This is a genomic window from Vibrio sp. R11-SG3-ISO3-SZ, from assembly GCF_059834345.1.
On the sequence record NZ_JCBDGX010000018.1, the window covers coordinates 46,685 to 64,486 of the forward strand.

The 17,802-nt window shown below is 49.1% G+C and carries 20 protein-coding genes; 2 read left to right on the plus strand and 18 right to left on the minus strand.

Going from position 1 to position 17,802, the window contains the following annotated elements; all coding sequences use genetic code 11:
• Positions 1-51: 51 nt before the first annotated feature.
• The 6 genes from AC6R1O_RS02480 to AC6R1O_RS02505 all read right to left on the minus strand — a co-directional run bounded on the left by AC6R1O_RS02480 (position 52) and on the right by AC6R1O_RS02505 (position 3,823).
• Positions 52-468 (minus strand): MarR family winged helix-turn-helix transcriptional regulator, encoded by a 417-nt coding sequence (locus AC6R1O_RS02480; RefSeq protein WP_500629752.1) that lies wholly within the window; start codon positions 466-468, stop codon positions 52-54.
• Entirely contained in the window at positions 465-1,394 is a 930-nt protein-coding gene (gene dmeF, locus AC6R1O_RS02485) for a CDF family Co(II)/Ni(II) efflux transporter DmeF (RefSeq protein ID WP_500656444.1), read from the minus strand. The genes AC6R1O_RS02480 and dmeF overlap by 4 nt, the downstream gene beginning before the upstream one ends.
• A 94-nt stretch (positions 1,395-1,488) precedes the next feature.
• Positions 1,489-2,097: an exopolysaccharide biosynthesis protein gene (locus AC6R1O_RS02490; RefSeq protein ID WP_500630434.1), complete on the minus strand. Its 609-nt coding sequence runs from the start codon at positions 2,095-2,097 to the stop codon at positions 1,489-1,491.
• Positions 2,098-2,228: 131 nt separating this feature from the next.
• Complete coding sequence (locus AC6R1O_RS02495) at positions 2,229-2,588, minus strand: PilZ domain-containing protein (RefSeq protein ID WP_487901231.1); 360 nt, start codon at positions 2,586-2,588, stop codon at positions 2,229-2,231.
• Between the two features lie 411 nt (positions 2,589-2,999).
• A complete protein-coding gene (locus AC6R1O_RS02500) occupies positions 3,000-3,221 on the minus strand; it encodes a hypothetical protein (protein WP_334552389.1) in 222 nt (73 codons plus the stop codon).
• 125 nt (positions 3,222-3,346) lie between these two features.
• On the minus strand, positions 3,347-3,823 hold the full coding sequence (locus AC6R1O_RS02505; protein WP_500630433.1) for a Dps family protein: 477 nt from the start codon (positions 3,821-3,823) through the stop codon (positions 3,347-3,349).
• A 289-nt stretch (positions 3,824-4,112) separates the two neighbouring features.
• On the opposite strand from AC6R1O_RS02505, the gene AC6R1O_RS02510 reads away from it, so the two are divergent.
• Positions 4,113-4,979: a patatin-like phospholipase family protein gene (locus tag AC6R1O_RS02510; protein WP_500630432.1), complete on the plus strand. Its 867-nt coding sequence runs from the start codon at positions 4,113-4,115 to the stop codon at positions 4,977-4,979.
• Between the two features lie 23 nt (positions 4,980-5,002).
• On the opposite strand, the gene AC6R1O_RS02515 is transcribed toward AC6R1O_RS02510, so the two are convergent.
• From AC6R1O_RS02515 to AC6R1O_RS02545, 7 genes are all read right to left on the minus strand, one after another.
• Positions 5,003-5,605, minus strand: a complete 603-nt coding sequence (locus AC6R1O_RS02515) for a 2OG-Fe(II) oxygenase (RefSeq protein ID WP_500630431.1) — start codon at positions 5,603-5,605, stop codon at positions 5,003-5,005.
• 101 nt (positions 5,606-5,706) lie between these two features.
• Entirely contained in the window at positions 5,707-6,345 is a 639-nt protein-coding gene (locus tag AC6R1O_RS02520) for a response regulator (protein ID WP_334552393.1), read from the minus strand.
• Complete coding sequence (locus AC6R1O_RS02525) at positions 6,338-7,699, minus strand: cache domain-containing protein (RefSeq protein ID WP_500656445.1); 1,362 nt, start codon at positions 7,697-7,699, stop codon at positions 6,338-6,340. The genes AC6R1O_RS02520 and AC6R1O_RS02525 overlap by 8 nt, the downstream gene beginning before the upstream one ends.
• 85 nt (positions 7,700-7,784) lie before the next feature.
• Positions 7,785-9,068 (minus strand): TRAP transporter large permease, encoded by a 1,284-nt coding sequence (locus AC6R1O_RS02530; RefSeq protein ID WP_500656446.1) that lies wholly within the window; start codon positions 9,066-9,068, stop codon positions 7,785-7,787.
• 11 nt (positions 9,069-9,079) lie between these two features.
• The gene (locus AC6R1O_RS02535) at positions 9,080-9,619 is read right to left on the minus strand and encodes a TRAP transporter small permease subunit (RefSeq protein WP_334552396.1); all 540 of its coding nucleotides are present in this window, start codon (positions 9,617-9,619) and stop codon (positions 9,080-9,082) included.
• A gap of 152 nt (positions 9,620-9,771) precedes the next feature.
• Complete coding sequence (locus tag AC6R1O_RS02540) at positions 9,772-10,860, minus strand: TRAP transporter substrate-binding protein (protein ID WP_487901226.1); 1,089 nt, start codon at positions 10,858-10,860, stop codon at positions 9,772-9,774.
• Positions 10,861-11,258: 398 nt separating this feature from the next.
• Positions 11,259-11,630 (minus strand): MarR family transcriptional regulator, encoded by a 372-nt coding sequence (locus AC6R1O_RS02545; RefSeq protein ID WP_500629758.1) that lies wholly within the window; start codon positions 11,628-11,630, stop codon positions 11,259-11,261.
• A gap of 226 nt (positions 11,631-11,856) precedes the next feature.
• On the opposite strand from AC6R1O_RS02545, the gene AC6R1O_RS02550 reads away from it, so the two are divergent.
• The gene (locus tag AC6R1O_RS02550; RefSeq protein WP_500638293.1) at positions 11,857-12,525 is read left to right on the plus strand and encodes a DUF2982 domain-containing protein; all 669 of its coding nucleotides are present in this window, start codon (positions 11,857-11,859) and stop codon (positions 12,523-12,525) included.
• A gap of 45 nt (positions 12,526-12,570) precedes the next feature.
• On the opposite strand, the gene AC6R1O_RS02555 is transcribed toward AC6R1O_RS02550, so the two are convergent.
• The 5 genes from AC6R1O_RS02555 to AC6R1O_RS02575 all read right to left on the minus strand — a co-directional run bounded on the left by AC6R1O_RS02555 (position 12,571) and on the right by AC6R1O_RS02575 (position 17,797).
• Complete coding sequence (locus AC6R1O_RS02555) at positions 12,571-13,227, minus strand: MBL fold metallo-hydrolase (protein ID WP_334552400.1); 657 nt, start codon at positions 13,225-13,227, stop codon at positions 12,571-12,573.
• Positions 13,228-13,292: 65 nt separating this feature from the next.
• Complete coding sequence (mepK, locus tag AC6R1O_RS02560; RefSeq protein WP_334552401.1) at positions 13,293-13,835, minus strand: peptidoglycan L,D-endopeptidase MepK; 543 nt, start codon at positions 13,833-13,835, stop codon at positions 13,293-13,295.
• A gap of 180 nt (positions 13,836-14,015) precedes the next feature.
• Positions 14,016-15,569 (minus strand): L,D-transpeptidase family protein, encoded by a 1,554-nt coding sequence (locus tag AC6R1O_RS02565; RefSeq protein ID WP_500638294.1) that lies wholly within the window; start codon positions 15,567-15,569, stop codon positions 14,016-14,018.
• A 127-nt stretch (positions 15,570-15,696) separates the two neighbouring features.
• Entirely contained in the window at positions 15,697-16,779 is a 1,083-nt protein-coding gene (locus tag AC6R1O_RS02570; RefSeq protein WP_500656447.1) for a DUF1513 domain-containing protein, read from the minus strand.
• Complete coding sequence (locus tag AC6R1O_RS02575; protein ID WP_500656448.1) at positions 16,769-17,797, minus strand: imelysin family protein; 1,029 nt, start codon at positions 17,795-17,797, stop codon at positions 16,769-16,771. Before AC6R1O_RS02575 ends, AC6R1O_RS02570 begins: the two co-directional genes overlap by 11 nt.
• Between the last annotated feature and the right edge of the window lie 5 nt (positions 17,798-17,802).

Sequence of the window (17,802 nt, forward strand, 5' to 3'; positions counted from 1 at the left end):
AACCTTCTATAGGACGAGGCTTATGGCGCAATCTTCACCGTCGCTCAGCGTTCAAAACTGATCATTCATCGCATTAACGCACTGAAGCAACGTCTCAATTTGTTGGGCCTCGAGTCCTTGAGTCAATTCGTTCACCAATTCAAGATGAAGCTGATTGTGGCGCTGATGAATCTCTTGCCCTTGCTCGGTCAAACGAACCACAATCGCTCGGCGGTCGTCAGGGTGCGGGCATCGCTCAATCAGATCTGCGTTGACCAACTTATCGATTTGCACGGTTAGCGTCCCCGTTGTGATTCCAAGTTTTTGCGCCAGTTCTTTCATGCGCAAGGGCCCATTAACCCCCAAGGTTTCAATGGTATGCACTTGGGCTAAGCTATACCCCGTCTCTTTGACGACCGACTGCTCCCAAGATGACAGTTTGTCATAAAATTCAGTCAGTGCGTGATTGAGTTGCGATAACGTGTTCATTGCGGCTCATACTGTACTTCTAACGTTAGGTGATGAATCTTATCAAACTTCTCTAAATGCTGCTTGATCTCTTCAGCCGTCTGCCCGTTAGAGACCCTGAGTGTGATCGCGGCACTGTGATGATGGCCACTGATTTTCCAAACATGTAAGTCCACCACTTCACCGTGACGCACCAGCTCTGACTCCACCTCATCCAGGTAGTGATCATCGATGCTTCCATCAAGTAAGATTGGGCTAGTTTGATGAATCAAGGAGAGCGTCCATTTGGTGATCACCAAGGCTCCGACGATACCCATCAAGGCATCAAGCCAATGCCAACCATAGAATTTACCAAACAGCAGCGCCACAATGGCAAGAATAGAGGTCAAGGCGTCGGTCAACACGTGTAAGTAGGCGGCGCGCAAATTGTGGTCATGATGATGGTCGTGATGGTCGTGATGGTCGTGATGGTCGTGATGGTCGTGATGGTCGTGATGGTCGTGATGATGATCGCCCAACAACACCATACTGGCAAGATTGACCACTAAACCTATTACCGCGACCAAGATTGCCTCATTAAACTGAATCGGTTGAGGATTGATCAAACGATGAACCGATTCCACTACCATCAGTAGCGCAACAATGCCCAGAGCAATGGCGCTAGTGTAACCACCGAGCACGCCGACCTTACCGGTACCAAACGAGAAACGACCACTATTGGCATGCCTTTTCGCATAGCGATAGGCAAATAGCGTGATGCAAAATGCGGCGGCATGAGTACCCATGTGCCATCCGTCCGCCAGCAAAGCCATCGAGCCATAGACTGTCCCTGCAACGATTTCCACCACCATGGTGACGACCGTCAGCAGTAAGACATAGAAAGTGCGGGTTTCCCCTTGATGATTGTGGCTGGAAAAACCGTGAGATTGGCAAGATGATGACCGCATATTACTTTGACCTTCAAACTATTTGACTGTTAATTTAGTTTGATTATCAAACAGTGTCAATAGATTCGTGTGATGCGTTTCTCTCATTCTGGCGTTAATGAATAAATAGCCAATACCCCATGGTCGTCATCGCCAGTAGCCCGAGAAGTAAGGCAACCATTTGCACTAAGCCATCACGCTCAAGCAAACCCAGCCCCATAAAGATCACCACCAGGGCAGGCGCCAAATTCGCCAAGGGTACCGGGATCGCAATAATCACTCCTAATACAGCCACAATACTGCCGTTCAATCGATCGACAATGGGCGCTTCGGTAAATCGCCATCGTGGGCGGATGTAGCGCTCTATCGCTCGCACTTTAGGCTCAAAGGTTAACAGTGCTTTTTTGACCGCAGCGGCGGGCATCGCACGATCAAGAATCCAATCTGGAAGCCAAGCACGACGTCGCCCTGCCACCATCTGTAAGCCCAAAACGATGATGGTGAGCCCTGCAAACAGAGAGACAAACGGCACGATGCTAAAAATGGCCATCAGCACCAAAAACAAGCCGAAGGTGCGATCGCCAAAGCGTTGCGTCAAGCTACGCAAGGTAATGGTCGATTGACTGGCTTGTTCTGCTAACGCGAGGATGACATCAGAGGTGCGCGTTCGGCGCTCGTGAGGCACATCAAAAAGAGAATGGGGATCTTGAGGCAATCCGTGCAATGTCGCACTCCAAAGGTTTTGCGTTCTCGTGGCTAGACATTAGCAGCGAACGCGTGGGGTGTATAGCCATCACCTAACGAAATAACGACGCTTTAACAGGGTGGCGACACGCTGAGTAAGGCGTGAAACCATCACGCCGCTTCGATGGTTTTTAAACGCTCAAAATAGGTAGGATAGGTATTTTTGATGTGACGCTGCTCTTGCACCATATGTTTAAATGTCGGCCCTTTTTTCAGTTTAAGGACGACCTCTCCACCATCAATACGCAGCACGGCTCCCTCAATGGCTACTTGGTTGTCGCAGTGTAGATCCAGAATACCGGCAAGCGATAGTCCCTTATATACCGAGGTAAAATTATTCATCACGACACGAATCCCCCCTTCCGAGACCTCAGTGACGTGAAAACGCTCATCAGAAAAGCGCACACTTGGTCTCGCTCGGCGAGGATATTTTAAGCGATAGTATTGTCTTTTTTGTTCCATGTCGTTCATGGCTGGCTCCTATTTCGGCCTTAACCCACTCTAACTAGTATAGTTATCGGCAGATAAATAGGAACCTTTACCCTTGATTTATGAGACCTTGCCGCACCCATAACCACCCGCTCTGTTTACGCTGAGCCGCGACGCTGCTCTCGTTTTCCACTTAGCATTAATTCAATTCACACTCTGTTCATTCCCACATCTTCAACTAAACTTTAGATGTAAGTTGTCTAGGGATGAGAAAACTCCATGTTGATATGCTTTGTCGACTGACATTGTTGACTTCCTGTGATCGGGTCGCGTGATGCGACCTTCTTTTTTTGCCACCCATCTTACCTCAACGAAAAAGCCTGAACGAAAAAGCAGCCCGAGTGGGCTGCTTAGAGTTAGGTTAAACAGAAAAATGACGATTGGAGCAAGGCTTTAATGTTGCCGACCTTCGGGATCCGGTGCAAAGTCGACTTGCTTGTAAATATCGGCCAGAGTTCTATCTTTCAATTTTTTGCTCCGTTTGGCGCGAGCTTCATAGCTTTCATCTTGATGACGAATGGCTTGCTCATGCTCCTTCGCTGATTGAATGAACTCCGGGTCTGACAACGCCTTTTGACGTAGGCGGTTAACGCGTTCAATGGTTTCCCATATCATATTCCACCTCCTTGACTGTTTATACATACAGTATAGTCGATGATCATCAACCGTCAAATTTTACTGGTTATATCCTCAGTGTTTTTTCTCGGCGCCCCATAAATAGGTGGGTAAAAGCCGTGCCATTATTGCAAATACGCGTTTAGCATCCATAGCAGTTTCTCTTGTTCACGGATGTAATCTCCCATCAGTGCCGCCGTGCCCTCATCCGCAGCGTCACCCGATTGCTCTAGGATCGTGCGTTGTTTACTCAGGAGCACACTGAAGCCGTCAACCAAACCTTTGATACACTCGCTCCCTTGTGTCGCGTTTTTGTGCTCTTGAATCGTACTGCCTTCAAGGTATTGGGTGAAGCTGTGGTCTGGCGTGAAACCTAACGTCAAGATTCGCTCTGCCAATTCATCGATTTTGGTTTGCAGATCAGTGTAGATCTCTTCGAATTTCACATGCAGCTCAAAAAATTGCTGGCCTTTGATGTTCCAGTGGTAACCACGGGTATTCATGTAAAGCACTTGATAGTGTGCAAGAAGATCGTTGAGCTCAACGGCGAGTTGCTGTGCTTTGTCTTTATCTAGACCAATAAGATTAATTTGTGATGTCATAGTTTTGCCCTCTAAAACAACGTGTCTAACCACTTAAGTAATTAAAAAACTGAAGTGTTTGAGAATGACTTACGCCCTTTTTCTTACGGTGCGTTGTCGTGATAGGTTTAATGTATCGCCACAGAGTAAATCGGTAAATCCGCTTAAATCTATTGATTTAATAGTTTAAAACAATTGATCCAGTTGTTCGATTTGACCTATCCCAGCAATTTGCATAAACGATTTACCAACACCGACCCATTTACGTAATCTGGTAAGACCTGTTGAATGAAATGAGTTGAGAGAAAGCATGAAAGCACTGGTTGTGGAAGGCGGCGCGATGCGCGGAATCTTCGCCGCAGGCGTATTGGATACGTTTATCCACCAAGACTACTACCCTTACGACTTTACGCTTGGTGTGTCGGCTGGCTCCACCAATCTCATCGGTTACTTGTCTAAACAGCCCGAGCGCAGCTTTAATGTCATCACCCAACTCGCCACCGACCGTCGCTTTTACGATCCGAGACGCTTTTTAAAGGGGGGAAATTTGGTCGATGTCGGCTGGCTTATCCGCGAATCAAACCGTCGTTATCCGATCAATGAAACCATGATGTTTGGTAACATGCCGCTGATTGCAGCCGCGACCAATATTGATACCGGAGAAGCGGACTATTATCAGGTCAAACCGCATAACTTAGAGCAAGTGATTGAGGCGACCTGCGCTCTGCCTATTGCGTACAAACATACGCCCTGCTTTTCTGGCAATTGCTACACAGACGGCGGCGTGTCCGATTCGATCCCTGTCGCAGAGGCGCACCGACGCGGCGCCAGAGAGATCACTGTGATTCTGTCACACCCGCTGAGCTATCGAATGCCAAAAGCAAAACATCCTTGGCTAATGAGGCGATTGCTGGCCAAATATCCCGCCATCGCCAACGCGATGGCCGTGAGAGCAGAGAACTACAACCGCTCGCTCGACTTTATCCGCAATCCACCGAAAGGCACGCAGATTAGAGTCATCGCACCTGATGAGACGTTTCAAGTGAATCGCCTCACCATGCGTCAAGACCGATTGTTAGATGGCTATAAAATGGGGCTAAGAGAAGGCAATAAGCACCTGGCGAGTCGTGCCGGCATGTACGGTCTAACCCGAGAAAACTGTCACTTTTGCCTTTGAGGGCGCTCGCGGAGGCCGTAGCGTTAGCGCGCAATATCGAGCTGGTTGCCCTGCACGCCGTTGACTCGAAACCACCCAGCGATACTGTATCGTTCCGCTTGGGTGGGCAGTACCTCATGAGGAAATTGCTCAGAGAAAAACACCAGCAAGCGACCCGCTTTCGGCGCGACCTTCTCAATCATTTGATCGTTGAGATCGTAAATCACTAACTCGCCTTGGTCGGCTTCATGCCACTCTTCATTCATGTAAAACACCGTCGTTAAGCGGCGGTTTTCATTGCCTTTAAAGCTGTCGAGATGCTTTTGATAAAAGTCACCGCGCTCATACTTAGCAAAGTGCGCTTCATATTCAAAGAGGCCGAGGAAAAAGTGCTGGTTGGCCGCCAGACGAATACGCTCCATCTTGTCTAGGTAAGCCTGAACAGGTTCGCCCATCGCAGGAGACAACCAGTGAATTTTGTCGCTTCGAATCGAGGCAGCGCGAACCGTCTCTTCATTGCGGCCAATGCGTGCTTTTTTCCAGGTGTCCGGTAGGCAATCACGAAGCTCCGCCACTTCGTGTTCTGAAAGAAAATCATCCCAAATATAGTAACCGTGTGTAAAAAGTGCATCGATTAGCGCGTTCATCAGCCGTTGGCGCTCCATGAATTAATAGGAAAACGCCTTATACCGAAGTGGTAATGCAATCGGCAATTGCGACTTTTTGTCGTAACGATTAATTAGGGTCGTTAAACGTCTAATCCGTGTTCAACGGCATACTTGGCCAATTCTGCGGTACTGTGCAAATCGAGCTTATGTTTGATGTTTTGACGGTGGGTCTCAACGGTTCGAAAACTGATATTGAGCAGCGCCGCGATCTTTTTGCTGCTGTTGCCTTGTGCCACCAACTTAAGCACCGCTTCTTCCCGGCGACTCAATGGATTGGGTTTTTGCGCGGCGGGAATCACCTCTTGGGAAAAGAGGGTTTGCGTTACTGATTCACAGAAGTAGGTTGAGCCTTGATAGACGGTTTTGATAGCCTGCACCATACGTGTGGCACAAATTTCTTTGAGCATGTAGCCGACCGCCCCAGCCTGCATCACCTTCATGATGTATTCGCGGTTATCGTGCATGGTTAACATCAGCACTTTGACCTCGGGCATTTCTTCTTTGATAAGGCGGGTCGCATCAATGCCGTTCATCAGCGGCATACTGACATCCATTAAAACCACATCTGGATTCAGTGCCTTGACCACATCAATCGCTTCTAAACCATTACTGGCACAGCCTACTACTCGAATCTCTGGCTCTTGTTTTAACCGTGCGATGAATCCATCCAGCACCACTTGGTGATCGTCCACGATCACCACTTCAATTGGTTTATCCATACACTAATCCTTCCAGTTCGAGTAAGACAGTGATTTCAGTACCCAGCCCGGCGTCACTCTCGATTTCAATCTCTCCGCCAATAAATTCTACGCGCTCGCGCATATTCCTCAGTCCAATACCGTTTTTTCTCAACGCGGACGTCACATCAAACCCGACGCCGTCATCTCTAATGATCAACTGCAGCATGCTGCCCATCTGCTGCAATACTAGGGTGACGTTTTTCGCCTGTGCATGTTTCTCGATGTTGGTCAAAGACTCCTGAGCAATACGATACAAGGTCGTTGCCACTTCTGATTTTAGCTTGCCTTTCTCAGTGTGGATCGACGCTTCAACATCAATCCCCGAGTGCAGTTTGAAATCGTGCAGCAGGGTTTTCAGAGCAGCCTCAAGGCCGATGTCATCTAATGCGCTCGGGCGCAATTGGTGAGAAATGTGTCTGACCTCGTTGATCGCCGTCAGCAGCGAATTTTGCGACTGAGTGACGTATTGCTGAAGGACGGCGTCATCAAGTTTATTTCCGAGCAGCTCAAGATGGCACTTGCTAGAGACCAACAGTTGGTTGATGCCATCGTGCAGTTCTCGGGCAAGATGCTTCTTCTCATCCTCTTGAAACATCACCGTTTTATGTGCCAGCTCCTTCAAGCTTTTATCCGCCAAACGGTGCTCGTGAAGATTGACTGCCAAGGTGATGACAACAATCACCGCGACCGTGACCACCACAATCACAATCACAGAAAAAAAGGTCGTTTCGATGTTTTTGTTCACTTCAGAGCGCAAATTGGCCACTTCTTGGGTAATGTCTTCGATGTACACCCCAGTGCCGATCATCCATTGCCAGCGATCCAGCCAAGCCGCGTAGCTAAGCTTGGGGACATTTTCCCCCGTTGACGGTTTTTGCCACAAATAGCGGTGGTAACCGCCGCCGCTGCGCGCTTGCATCAATAAAGAAGCAATCAAGTGGTCGCCGTTTTCATCTTGCAGATCGTAAAGGTTTTCGCCTACAAGATGGGGCATCACAGGGTGGACTAAGTTGGTCCCTTCGCCATCATAGGCAAAAAAATAGCCATCTTTGTCTTTGCCATAGCGGAGCTTATTGAGGATAGATTTGACCTCTTGTTTGGCCACCTCTTCCGGCAAATGAGGGTCATTATAGATGTAGGCGATCGCATCAAACGCGAGATCCACGCTGTCTTTCAGCGCCGACTCTTTTGACTTGATTAAGCCACTCTCAAAAATCTCAATTTCTTGCTCACCTAGGGTTTTCGCCTGATGAATTGAAATCCAACTGGTGATGGCCGTCACCAGAAGCAAAGGCACAAGGCTAAGCAAAATCAGCTTGGCTTGTAACGGCATTCCTTCTCCCCATTTAACACAAAGGCCACCCGATTTGGGTGGCCTCCACTTTAGCAGGAGTTGTTAATCAACTGTAATCGAGTGATCACATTCCGTAAAATTGAGGGAAGACCAACAGTGACGCCAGTACCAGGATTTGAATCACAATAAACGGCACCACGCCTCGGTAGATATCCGTGGTGGTGACCCCTTTCGGCGCCACGCCCTTGAGATAGAAGAGACTGAAACCAAAAGGCGGCGTTAAGAATGAGGTTTGCAAGTTCATCGCAATCAAAATAGCAAACCAAGTCATGTTGATCCCTAACAACTCCGCCACAGGCGCGATGATGGGTACGATGATGAAACAGATTTCAACGAAGTCGATGAAAAAGCCCAACACCAAGATGACCAACATGGTGATGATCAAAAAGCCCCATTTCTCGCCAGGAATTTGCAGCATCCACTCTTCGACCAAGTAGTCACCACCGGTATAGGTGAACGCCATCGAAAAAGCGGTGGCACCCAACAAGATAGCAAAAACCATCGCGGTCACTTTAACCGTCTCTTTTGCCGCGTCATACACCATGCCCCAGCTAAATTGCTTATAAAGCAGAGCAAGAACGATAGCACCCGCGCCACCAAGCGCTGCCGACTCCGTCGGTGTCGCCACGCCAGCAAAAATAGACCCAAGAACGACCACAATTAAGGCCAACGGTGGGATCACCGCTTTAAGCGCCGTGATCACTTCTTGCTTACGACTGATGCTGCCATCACTTGGAATCGGTTGCGCCGCCTCTGGGTTGAGTTTCGCATAAATCAAAATATAAATGACGTACGCACCAACCAAGACTAACCCCGGCCATACCGCCGCTTGAAACAGATCGCCGACAGGCACACCCAGCACATCACCGAGCAAAATTAACACGATAGATGGCGGAATGATCTGGCCTAGTGTGCCAGACGCACAGATGGTGCCGCAGGCCAATCCCTTGTCGTAATTATATTTAAGCATCACAGGCAGTGAAATCAGCCCCATCGCCACCACCGAGGCCCCCACGACACCAGTAGAGGCCGCAAGCAACGCTCCCACCAGCACGGTGGAGATCGCGATACCTCCGCGAACGCCACCAAATAAGCGCCCCATAGACTCAAGCAACTGCTCCGCCAGACGCGTCTTTTGCAGCACCAAGCCCATAAAAACAAATAACGGCACAGCCATGAGCACCGTGTTTTCCATAATGGATTGGATGCGATAAGGCATAAAGGCAAACATATCCATGCCTTCGGCCCACACACCAAAAATCAATGCGATACCGCCAAAGGTAAAGGCGACGGGAAAGCCTAGCAGCAGTGCAAACAAGGCGACAAAAAACATTACAATACCGACCATCTTCTTGTCTCCTAGTGTTGATCTTTGCTGTTAACGTACAGCAGCTGTGGGTTAAAAATCTTATTGAGGGAGTGGATCAATAATCCAATGCCACTGATAGCCATAAAGAAGAAGGAAACCGGAATCATGGCTTTGATGATCCAGCGGTAAGGCAAACCACCGGGGTCGCCCGATGTCTCACCTAACGCATAGCTCTCTTTGGCGAAATCGATACCAAACCACGCCACCAACAAACAAAATGGGAAAAGAAAGACCACCGTACCAAGTAGATCAATGATCGCTTGGGCGCGCATCGATAGTCGCTCGTAGAAAAGATCCACTCGAACATGCCCGCCCGCTTTCAGCGCATAAGGGACACCCAATAAAAAGACGGCTGAAAAGAGATGCCACTCCATTTCTTGGAACGCGATGGAGACATCATTAAATGCGTAACGCATCACCACGTCATAGACAACGTTGGCAAGCAATAAGATAAAAAGAATACTGGATAGCCAGCCTAGAAAGTCACCAAAGCGATTAAAAATACGCTCGACATAGATAAGACTTCTCATTCCCTACTCCATGGAATTTTGAAAGCGTGTTGCAAGTTAGGCTTACAACACTTTGATTACACTCGATATACGCTCTGTTTTAGACTCAGAATCTAGTGAGTGAGGCTTCTTGGGCTTGCGCCGAGACAAACTCGGCGCTTAGGTTATTGCTGTTATTGTGCCGAACTGTTGAGGTAGGCACGGGTAGAAATGTCTGTCCAAGAACGCACTTGCTGCATATAAGCCGCTTGTGACTCTTGAATTTCCTTCGCAAGCGCATCTTCATCCGCGTGTTGCTTAAGAAGTCGATCGTTCGCTTCGCGTAGCGCCGTCATCACTTCCGCTGGGAAATCTTTAACTTGAACATTTGGGTATTCAGTTTTGATGGATACCCAGTTTTTGCCACTTTCATGCTTAGATTGGGTGTACATATCATACGCAGCAGTCTTCATCGCGACTTGCAAGATCGCTTTCAGATCATCTGGCAATTTTTCCCAAGTACGCTTGTTGACAAGGAACTGCAGCTCAGTTGCTGGCTCGTGCCAACCTGTGTAGTAGTATGGCGCGATTTTGTGGAAGCCCATACGTAGGTCAAGAGATGGACCTACCCACTCAAGCGCATCAATGGTGCGGCGCTCTAGCGAGGTATAGAGTTCACCCGGTGCGATATTGGTTGGTTTCGCACCTAGCTCCGCAAGGATTTCGCCTGCAAAGCCCGGGATACGCATTTTAAGACCTTGCAAGTCTTCCACTGAGTTGATCTCTTTTTGAAACCAACCGCCCATCTGAACGTCTGTGTTACCGCCAGGGAACGACATTAAATTGTGTGGCGAATACACTTTTTCCATCAGCTCCATACCACCGCCGTAGTAGAACCAAGCGTATTGCTCTGTGGGCAGCATGCCGAATGGCATTGAGGTGAAGTACAAGGTGTTTGGCACTTTGCCTTTCCAGTAATACGATGCGGAGTGGCCCATGTCGTATTGGCCCGATTTCACCATATCAAACACGCCAAGCGGCGCTTTGTGTTTGTTGGCAGAATCAATACGGATTTGCAGGCGGCCGTTAGACATTTCTTCCGCCATTTTCGCCATGTTCTTCGTCGCGTCACCAAAAATCGGGAAGTTTGGTCCCCAAGTTTCGGCCAGTTTCAGACGATAGACTTTTTCCGCTGCGTTTGCGGAGGTTGCCGCAACCGCAAGCGCCGCAGCCATCGCGGTCCCTTTCAGTACTCGTTTCAACGTTTGTTTAATTAGACTCATGTTCACGTCCTTTGTTAGCTGTAGCAACTATCCAGTTACTTTTGTTTCGTTTACAGCTTGGTAGAAAGCTATTGATTATTAAATCAGCGTGAACACGGAGAAAAATTAACAACCCCCGCAAGCCTTAGACCAAAGAATTACGTAGTAATACGTAGGATAATTTATACGACAATAGATAAATAACTATTTATCAGCTAGTTATTAACCAGACAGATAAGTAGAAGATCAATTTATACGTAGTAATTGATGAGTAAAATGAATCAGTAGAAAGATGTGATAATTGTGACAAATGTTAAAAACTGGTTGTCGTGCCCGATAAAAACACAAGAGCCTCGACATTCATCGAGGCTCTTGTGTTTGTGCTCACTCACAGAGCACGGCAATACTGAGCGGGCAGATTATATGGCTTTGTAGATGACCTTGTTGCCTGCTAGCTGCTCTTTAACGACGAGATTTTCGTCCAACAGTTTCTTAAGCGCACCCGTCGCCCATGAAGCCGCTTTCGCCTCTTCTTGACCAGCTGCGATGCCGATACCTTTCGGGTTGATGCCTTCACAGTTGGCCAGCACGATGTCTAGCACTTGTTGCTGTTTCGGTGTCAATGCCACGTCCACTGATTTCGCTGCGACGACTTTCTCAGCCGGTTTTTCAGCGGCTACTTTAGGTGCAGGCGCAGGCGCAGCTTTCGCTACCGCTTGAATGTTTGCTACCGTCGCTTTAATGCGTTTTTGCAGTTTCATCTGCACTTTACGCTTATGAGCTAATCTCATTGAATCTGTCTCCGTATCACTGCAGATTCACGAGGAATCGAGCAGCGGTTGAAATTTGAAGCGCGTTTTATACCAAAATTTCCACACTATTTACAGAGTTAGGGCGGCTTTGTGCGCCAAAAATGCGCTATCTACCAAGATCAGACTACAATTTAAACAACGTATAAACTTATCGGTCCTGCTCATCGTAGTATTAGAAGTCATCAGATTGTGACCGGAGAGCGACATGGAAACGCAACACCTTGTGAATCAGCCTATCAACCTTGCTTCCCCCTTGTGGCGAGTGTCACTGGCTTCTCTGTTGTTGGTGGTGTTTGCAGCGTTAATGCTCTGGGCCCCCGGTTTTAAACCCTTCTTATTGGCGCTGTTCTTGCTCGGATTTTCGCTCTTCGTCGCCTATTGGCTGATTTTAAAAAGTACCGTCAAATACACCCTAACGTCGACCCATTTTCAGCAGCATCTGTTCAAAGGCGGCTGGGTAGTGAAATGGAACAACATCAGCCGCGTTGGTCTGTGTTACTACGATAACGACGGTTGGCAGCAGCCACTGCCTTGGATAGGCATCAAACTCAAACACTACTCGCCCTACCTCACTGGCGTGTGCCCTCGGATAGCGACAGAAATTTTGCTCAGCCAACGTGCACTACTTTACCTTGGCGCAAAACAGCACAAACAAGGAACGCGTTTTGAGGAGATTGTGTTGGACTCGGCCGATTACCACGACGAAGACGGGCATGCCTTTACTGGTTTGCAAGCGATGCTCGCCAACCGCATGCGCTATCAACGCGCCTACTATGACTATGATATCTTCATCTCTACCCAAGACCTTGATCGCCCTGCCGATGAGTTTGTCGGTCTAATGCGACGTTACCTAGCCGCCGCAGAACCCGAATAACGATTACAAAAAAGGCCGCATTCGCGACCTTTAGGGGAAGATTCATCAGTACAGCGGCATTTCATCCGCTACAAACGGGTTAGTGCGGCGTTCATGGCCGAAAGTAGATTCCGGTCCGTGACCGGGAACAAAGCGGACCTCATTACCTAGCGGCCACAGTTTTGATTTGATCGAATGAATCAAGGTATTGAAGTCACCTTTCGGGAAGTCGGTTCGACCGATGGAGCCGTTAAACAACACATCACCGACAAACGCCAGTTGCGCCGATGGACTGAACAACACCACATGACCGGGAGTGTGGCCCGGAGTGTGAAGGACATCCAACTGCTGATGACCAAACGTGACCGTATCGCCATCCTCTAGCCACTCATGAGGTTCAAATGCACTGGTAAGCGGGAAACCAAACATTTGGCTCTGCCCTTCTAGTCCTTGTAACCAGAAGTTATCGTCTTTGTGTGGGCCAACAATCTCAACACCGCCCAAGGCATCAGAAAGAGGCTCTGTGCCGCCGACATGATCGAGATGGCCATGAGTCAACACCAGTTTGACGACGTCGACACCCAACTCTTGGATAAGCGTCGCCAATGACTTCACGTCACCGCCTGGGTCAATGACGATGCCTTTCATGGTTTCATCACACCAGACGATGGAGCAGTTTTGAGAGAAGGAGGTGACAGGGACGACTTGGTATTTGAGTGCCATAATTCAGCCTTGAGTAACAGTTAAACTGGCTGAACTATGACACCACCGGTTCGATTTGACAACCGTTACGCCCAGTAGCGTACCGGCCCAGTGTCGATGTGAACAAAGTCGCTACTTGGGTAAAACCCAACGCCGCCCGCTTTGAGCTCTCTAGCGGCATCGCGCACTTTCTTCAAATCCACACCATCGAGGCGAAAATCGATCGCTTGACCAAGCATGTGGTAGCTCTTCTTCGCCACACCACTTGACTGCGCGCGCAGCGCTTCATTGGTGGCTGGAGAGCGGTAGCCGGAGACAATCTGCACTTCGGCTTCGACACCGAGCATAGTTTGTATTTTTGAAATTTGGTCAAACAAACGTTTATCCATTGGGTGAACCTCATTACGTCGAAAGTCACGACATAAATGGTTTAAACGTTTGAGCTCATTTTTAACGTACTTAGCACCGTCAAAGTAACAGGTTTCTAATGCTTCTCCAGTATGGAGATTACTCATAGCGAGGACACGTGGCTGCTGGGCTCGTGATGCGAATGCCACCCCGGGTAGACAACTTGCTACAACAATGCCACTGCCTGCCAACTGAATGAAATGTCTGCGTGATAAATCCAAAACTTTGCACCTTCATCAAATGGGGTAGTTATCAAGATGTCAGGACACTACCCGAGTCTAATAATAAGTGCAAATGCATAAAACGTGCACAATCTCAAAAATTTGAGCGGCACGCTTGCTTAGTAATTGAGCTGTCAGGCTATTTTTGTACGTTGATAGAATTGTAAATTTTTGGTCAGCTTAACTTTTTGTGTAACTGGATTTATCGAGGCGGTAAATATCGTCGCGGTAGTGGACAATCCCTTCCTCATACCATGCCGTTTGATAAATGATGTAAACCGGAATACGCGTGCGCAGCGCTACGGCTTTGTTCGATACCCACTCACTGCGATCGACATCATTGATACTCATGCCTTGCTGAGCAAGAAGCAAGTTGGCGAAGGTGTCCGCATGTTCAACGCGAATACATCCGGAGCTGAACGCTCGCGACGTTTGACTAAAGAGACCTTTGCTTGGCGTGTCGTGCAGATAAATCGCACGCGCGTTGGGGGTATTAAACTTATACAGACCTAAGGCATTGTAGCTGCCCGACATCTGCCGCATCCGATAAGGGAAAGACTTAGGTCTCAAGTTCTGCCAGTCTATCTCGCTGGCCGGAATTGTCTCACTTGATCCCCATTTAGGAATGATCTGGATACTGTGTTTAGTCAGATACTCAGGATCGCGTTTCACCTGAGGAATGATGTCCTCGACCATGATTTTCCATGGGATATTCCAAGTGGGATTGAATATCAAAGAGTCGAGACGGGTTTGCATTACTGGCGTAGGTCGTTTGGTTTTGCCCACAATCACTTTGGATTCGAAAACCGTCTGACCGGCATGCCAATAGTGCATATCAAAGCTCGGCACATTGACCAAAATGAGCGTGTCGCGCTGAGCGGGCCACATTCGCATCCGCTCTGCATTGAGTGCGAGAGTTGTCATCCGTAATTCTATCGGTCGGTTTAGCCAGCCGATGGTCTCACTGCCAATAATGCCATCTTGGGTAAGACCATGTAGCGCTTGAAAGCGTTTAATCGCCGGTTCCAGTGTCACGTCGTACCAACTCACATCGCGCCTGACCTCATCTAAGTTAACGCCGACCATCGCCATACGTTCAAGCAACACGTCACGATCGGTCAGCGTATCCCCCACCCGCTTTACACCTTGTTGGGTGTATTTGGGCACATCAATCTTTTGATACTTAAGGAGATCCAGATAGCTATCGACCAGCTTTTGATAGCCTTCGCTGTCGGGTGTGTAGGCTTCAATCAACTCAGCGAGCTGCTGATTGTGAGCTGCAGATTGAAAGGCGAGCCAAGCATCACTGCTCAGCTGAGGTAGCGCTGAATTGAGTGAAGCGCCAAAAAACCAACCTTCGCCTTGTGAGCGTGCGTGCTCGGCGTAACTGAGATAGAGCAGCAGTGTGTCAGTGGCGAGGATGTCATACTCATGCCAGCGATTGCTCTTACGAAAGAAGGCCAAATAACTGAGTTGACGTGAAAACAGAGGGCTGAATTGCGCTTGCTGGATAACCTCAAGTTGGAACTCAAGTTTGGTGCTTTGTTGCAGATCGAACCAAATCATCTGGTCACTGTTCTGACGATAAGCCTGCTCCACCAGTTGCGGATATTGAACAATCTCATGCACTGGACTGCTACTGTCAATCCAACCGATTTGCTGAAAATGCTCCATGGCTTTGAGTGGGAACGCCATTACTAGGGTTACCCAAACACCGATCATCCATCTCTTCATACGCTCTCTCCGCCGTTTGCTTTTCAGCGTCCATGTGATCAGTATGGCAAAAAATAATGGGCGCGTGTGCACAGTTTATGAGAACGCCCATTAAAAGTGTATGACACTCTATCGCTATTTAATTGAACTATGTGATCCTCGACCAATGGTTGTCCCATTGAACACCCGACTGTTGCCGAGTTTTCACCTTGGGTTGCTCTTGCGAGACCACTTGCCCTGAACCAGAGCTGACCATAAAACGTTGTTGATGAACAACCACACCAGAGGCATCGGCCAGTGCCGACAGTTCCACCAGCTGACCGGTCGCTTTACTCCAAATGCCATAGCAGTTTCCTCTTGGCGAGGTAGCAAGAATCCACTCTTTTGTAGCGGCAATACTGGCAATGTAGTGGTCAAAGCGCGCCCACTCTTCCGGCGCTGCTCGTAACGACACCATCTCTTCACCTGCGCTATGCATAGCCAGCAGTGACGGGGTCGCCTCCGGTTGGCCTCTGTATTGCTGACCGCACAACACGGTTTGATCGCCATCATGGGCGAGATGTCGGATGCTCAAATGCCTATCAGGTAGTGAGACTTGTTCCACCACCTGGCCGTTTGCGTCAAGATAACTTAGGCTCGGCTGCATAGTGGTGAGATTCAAAGGTGTCCGCCCATCAGTGTGTACCCCTCCGACACCAATCACCAAGCGGTCATCAGGCATCACGATCACTTCATGCGGCCCAAGACCAAACCCGGTAAACTCTGCCACTTTCTTATAACCCGCCAGCACGTCGTAGACACCGATGATCCCGCGGCTAGATCCGCGTTCCCCTTCGGTGGCATAAAGCCACTGCCCATCATTGGAGTAGACGCCATGACCGTAGAAATGACGATCACCTGCTGCAGCGCTTAGAGTGACAACGTCACCGGTATCGTAATCAAACACTAAAAAGTAGTGCCCCGGACGACGCGCAAACGCGACCGCGTGGTGAAGCCTTGCGGATGTCGCGACACCATGCCCACGAGACGGGAGCGCGACTTGACGTATCGGCATGCCAGTGGAATCGGCCACCACCGCGCTAAAGCGATTCGGACCCGTCATCGCACAACCAATCAAATCGGGCTGCCCGGTATTCTTTTTCGCCGAGGCGCACCCCATAGGCATCCAAGGCACTGCGGCGCCGAGCAATGCGGCTTTCAATAGCTGTCGGCGTGTTGAATCAGTCACCATCGGTTGCATTAAATCCTATTACGACACCTAACTCGACAGCCACTTCATCGTGAATGAGGTACTTCAGCTGCTCCAACTTATTGTACTGAGCATACGCCTCTCGGTAACCCTCTTTACTCTCAAGCAAAGTAAACAAGCTATCGTCCTTAGGCCATGTGGTACTGATCAGCTCAAATTGGTTAAGCACGCGGTCGGCAAGATCACTGTACCCCTCGCGGCGTAAACGTGCATCTAAGCCATTGCCGCCGGCCAGATAAAGGGCGTGCATCGCCTCGACGTTCGCGTACAGATTGGCCATCGATACTTGCGAGCGCCAAGATTCAGCAAAGTAGCGTCGCGGCTGACCAAAATCCGCAAGCGGCAAGGTCATCTTTTTCATACTGAATTCGAGTTGATTGGACAGCAACGCTATGTACTCCGCCAGCCATTGCTCATCGTTCAGCGCTTGCCAAGGGTTGGTTTTCCACGCTTGGTGAATGGTATTGGCATTGTTGGCGAGTGTTTCGGTGATCGCTTGCGCCGTTTGGCAAGTGGTCTGTGAGCGCTCCAGTGTCGAACTGGCGTCATAAAGTAACCATTCCACTGCCCCCAATCCTTGCACCGTAACACTTTGCTGCGCGATCTCTGCTGCGGTCCATGTCGATGTCGTTAATGCGCTCATCTTGCGACCCGTGGTGTTCTTTTTATCTGGCCAGAACTGTAGGTTCCAGCTCTGTTCAAGGGCCTGTACCGGCCCGCGCTCCTGACCTTGGAGCGCCATCCAATCTTGCATCGTGGCTTGCCACTGGGTTTTGAGTGCTGGGTTGTGGTGACCATTTTGACAATAGTTCACCATCTCAAGGTGCAAGGCTTGGGTTGAGTCAGCCAAACGCGCAGCAGCAAGGTATTCCACTTGATAGACACCTTGGCTAACGTGAGACGTGACTTCATAGCCGCTCTCTGGCGTCGAGTGAGAGACGCTTTGGCAGCCAGACAAGCTCGCCGCTAAAACAACGGTCGATAGAGTAAAGGGCTTCATAACGT

Coding starts and splice junctions, on each gene's coding strand:
- AC6R1O_RS02500 (WP_334552389.1), bottom strand. CDS start 3,221: ATGATATGGGAAACCATTGAACGCGTTAACCGCCTACGTCAAAAGGCG.
- AC6R1O_RS02505 (WP_500630433.1), bottom strand. CDS start 3,823: ATGACATCACAAATTAATCTTATTGGTCTAGATAAAGACAAAGCACAG.
- AC6R1O_RS02555 (WP_334552400.1), bottom strand. CDS start 13,227: ATGGCACTCAAATACCAAGTCGTCCCTGTCACCTCCTTCTCTCAAAAC.
- AC6R1O_RS02550 (WP_500638293.1), top strand. CDS start 11,857: ATGGAAACGCAACACCTTGTGAATCAGCCTATCAACCTTGCTTCCCCC.
- AC6R1O_RS02520 (WP_334552393.1), bottom strand. CDS start 6,345: ATGGATAAACCAATTGAAGTGGTGATCGTGGACGATCACCAAGTGGTG.
- AC6R1O_RS02575 (WP_500656448.1), bottom strand. CDS start 17,797: ATGAAGCCCTTTACTCTATCGACCGTTGTTTTAGCGGCGAGCTTGTCT.
- AC6R1O_RS02480 (WP_500629752.1), bottom strand. CDS start 468: ATGAACACGTTATCGCAACTCAATCACGCACTGACTGAATTTTATGAC.
- AC6R1O_RS02495 (WP_487901231.1), bottom strand. CDS start 2,588: ATGAACGACATGGAACAAAAAAGACAATACTATCGCTTAAAATATCCT.
- dmeF (WP_500656444.1), bottom strand. CDS start 1,394: ATGCGGTCATCATCTTGCCAATCTCACGGTTTTTCCAGCCACAATCAT.
- AC6R1O_RS02515 (WP_500630431.1), bottom strand. CDS start 5,605: ATGAACGCGCTAATCGATGCACTTTTTACACACGGTTACTATATTTGG.
- AC6R1O_RS02525 (WP_500656445.1), bottom strand. CDS start 7,699: ATGCCGTTACAAGCCAAGCTGATTTTGCTTAGCCTTGTGCCTTTGCTT.
- AC6R1O_RS02565 (WP_500638294.1), bottom strand. CDS start 15,569: ATGAAGAGATGGATGATCGGTGTTTGGGTAACCCTAGTAATGGCGTTC.
- AC6R1O_RS02530 (WP_500656446.1), bottom strand. CDS start 9,068: ATGGTCGGTATTGTAATGTTTTTTGTCGCCTTGTTTGCACTGCTGCTA.
- AC6R1O_RS02535 (WP_334552396.1), bottom strand. CDS start 9,619: ATGAGAAGTCTTATCTATGTCGAGCGTATTTTTAATCGCTTTGGTGAC.
- AC6R1O_RS02540 (WP_487901226.1), bottom strand. CDS start 10,860: ATGAGTCTAATTAAACAAACGTTGAAACGAGTACTGAAAGGGACCGCG.
- AC6R1O_RS02510 (WP_500630432.1), top strand. CDS start 4,113: ATGAAAGCACTGGTTGTGGAAGGCGGCGCGATGCGCGGAATCTTCGCC.
- AC6R1O_RS02545 (WP_500629758.1), bottom strand. CDS start 11,630: ATGAGATTAGCTCATAAGCGTAAAGTGCAGATGAAACTGCAAAAACGC.
- AC6R1O_RS02570 (WP_500656447.1), bottom strand. CDS start 16,779: ATGGTGACTGATTCAACACGCCGACAGCTATTGAAAGCCGCATTGCTC.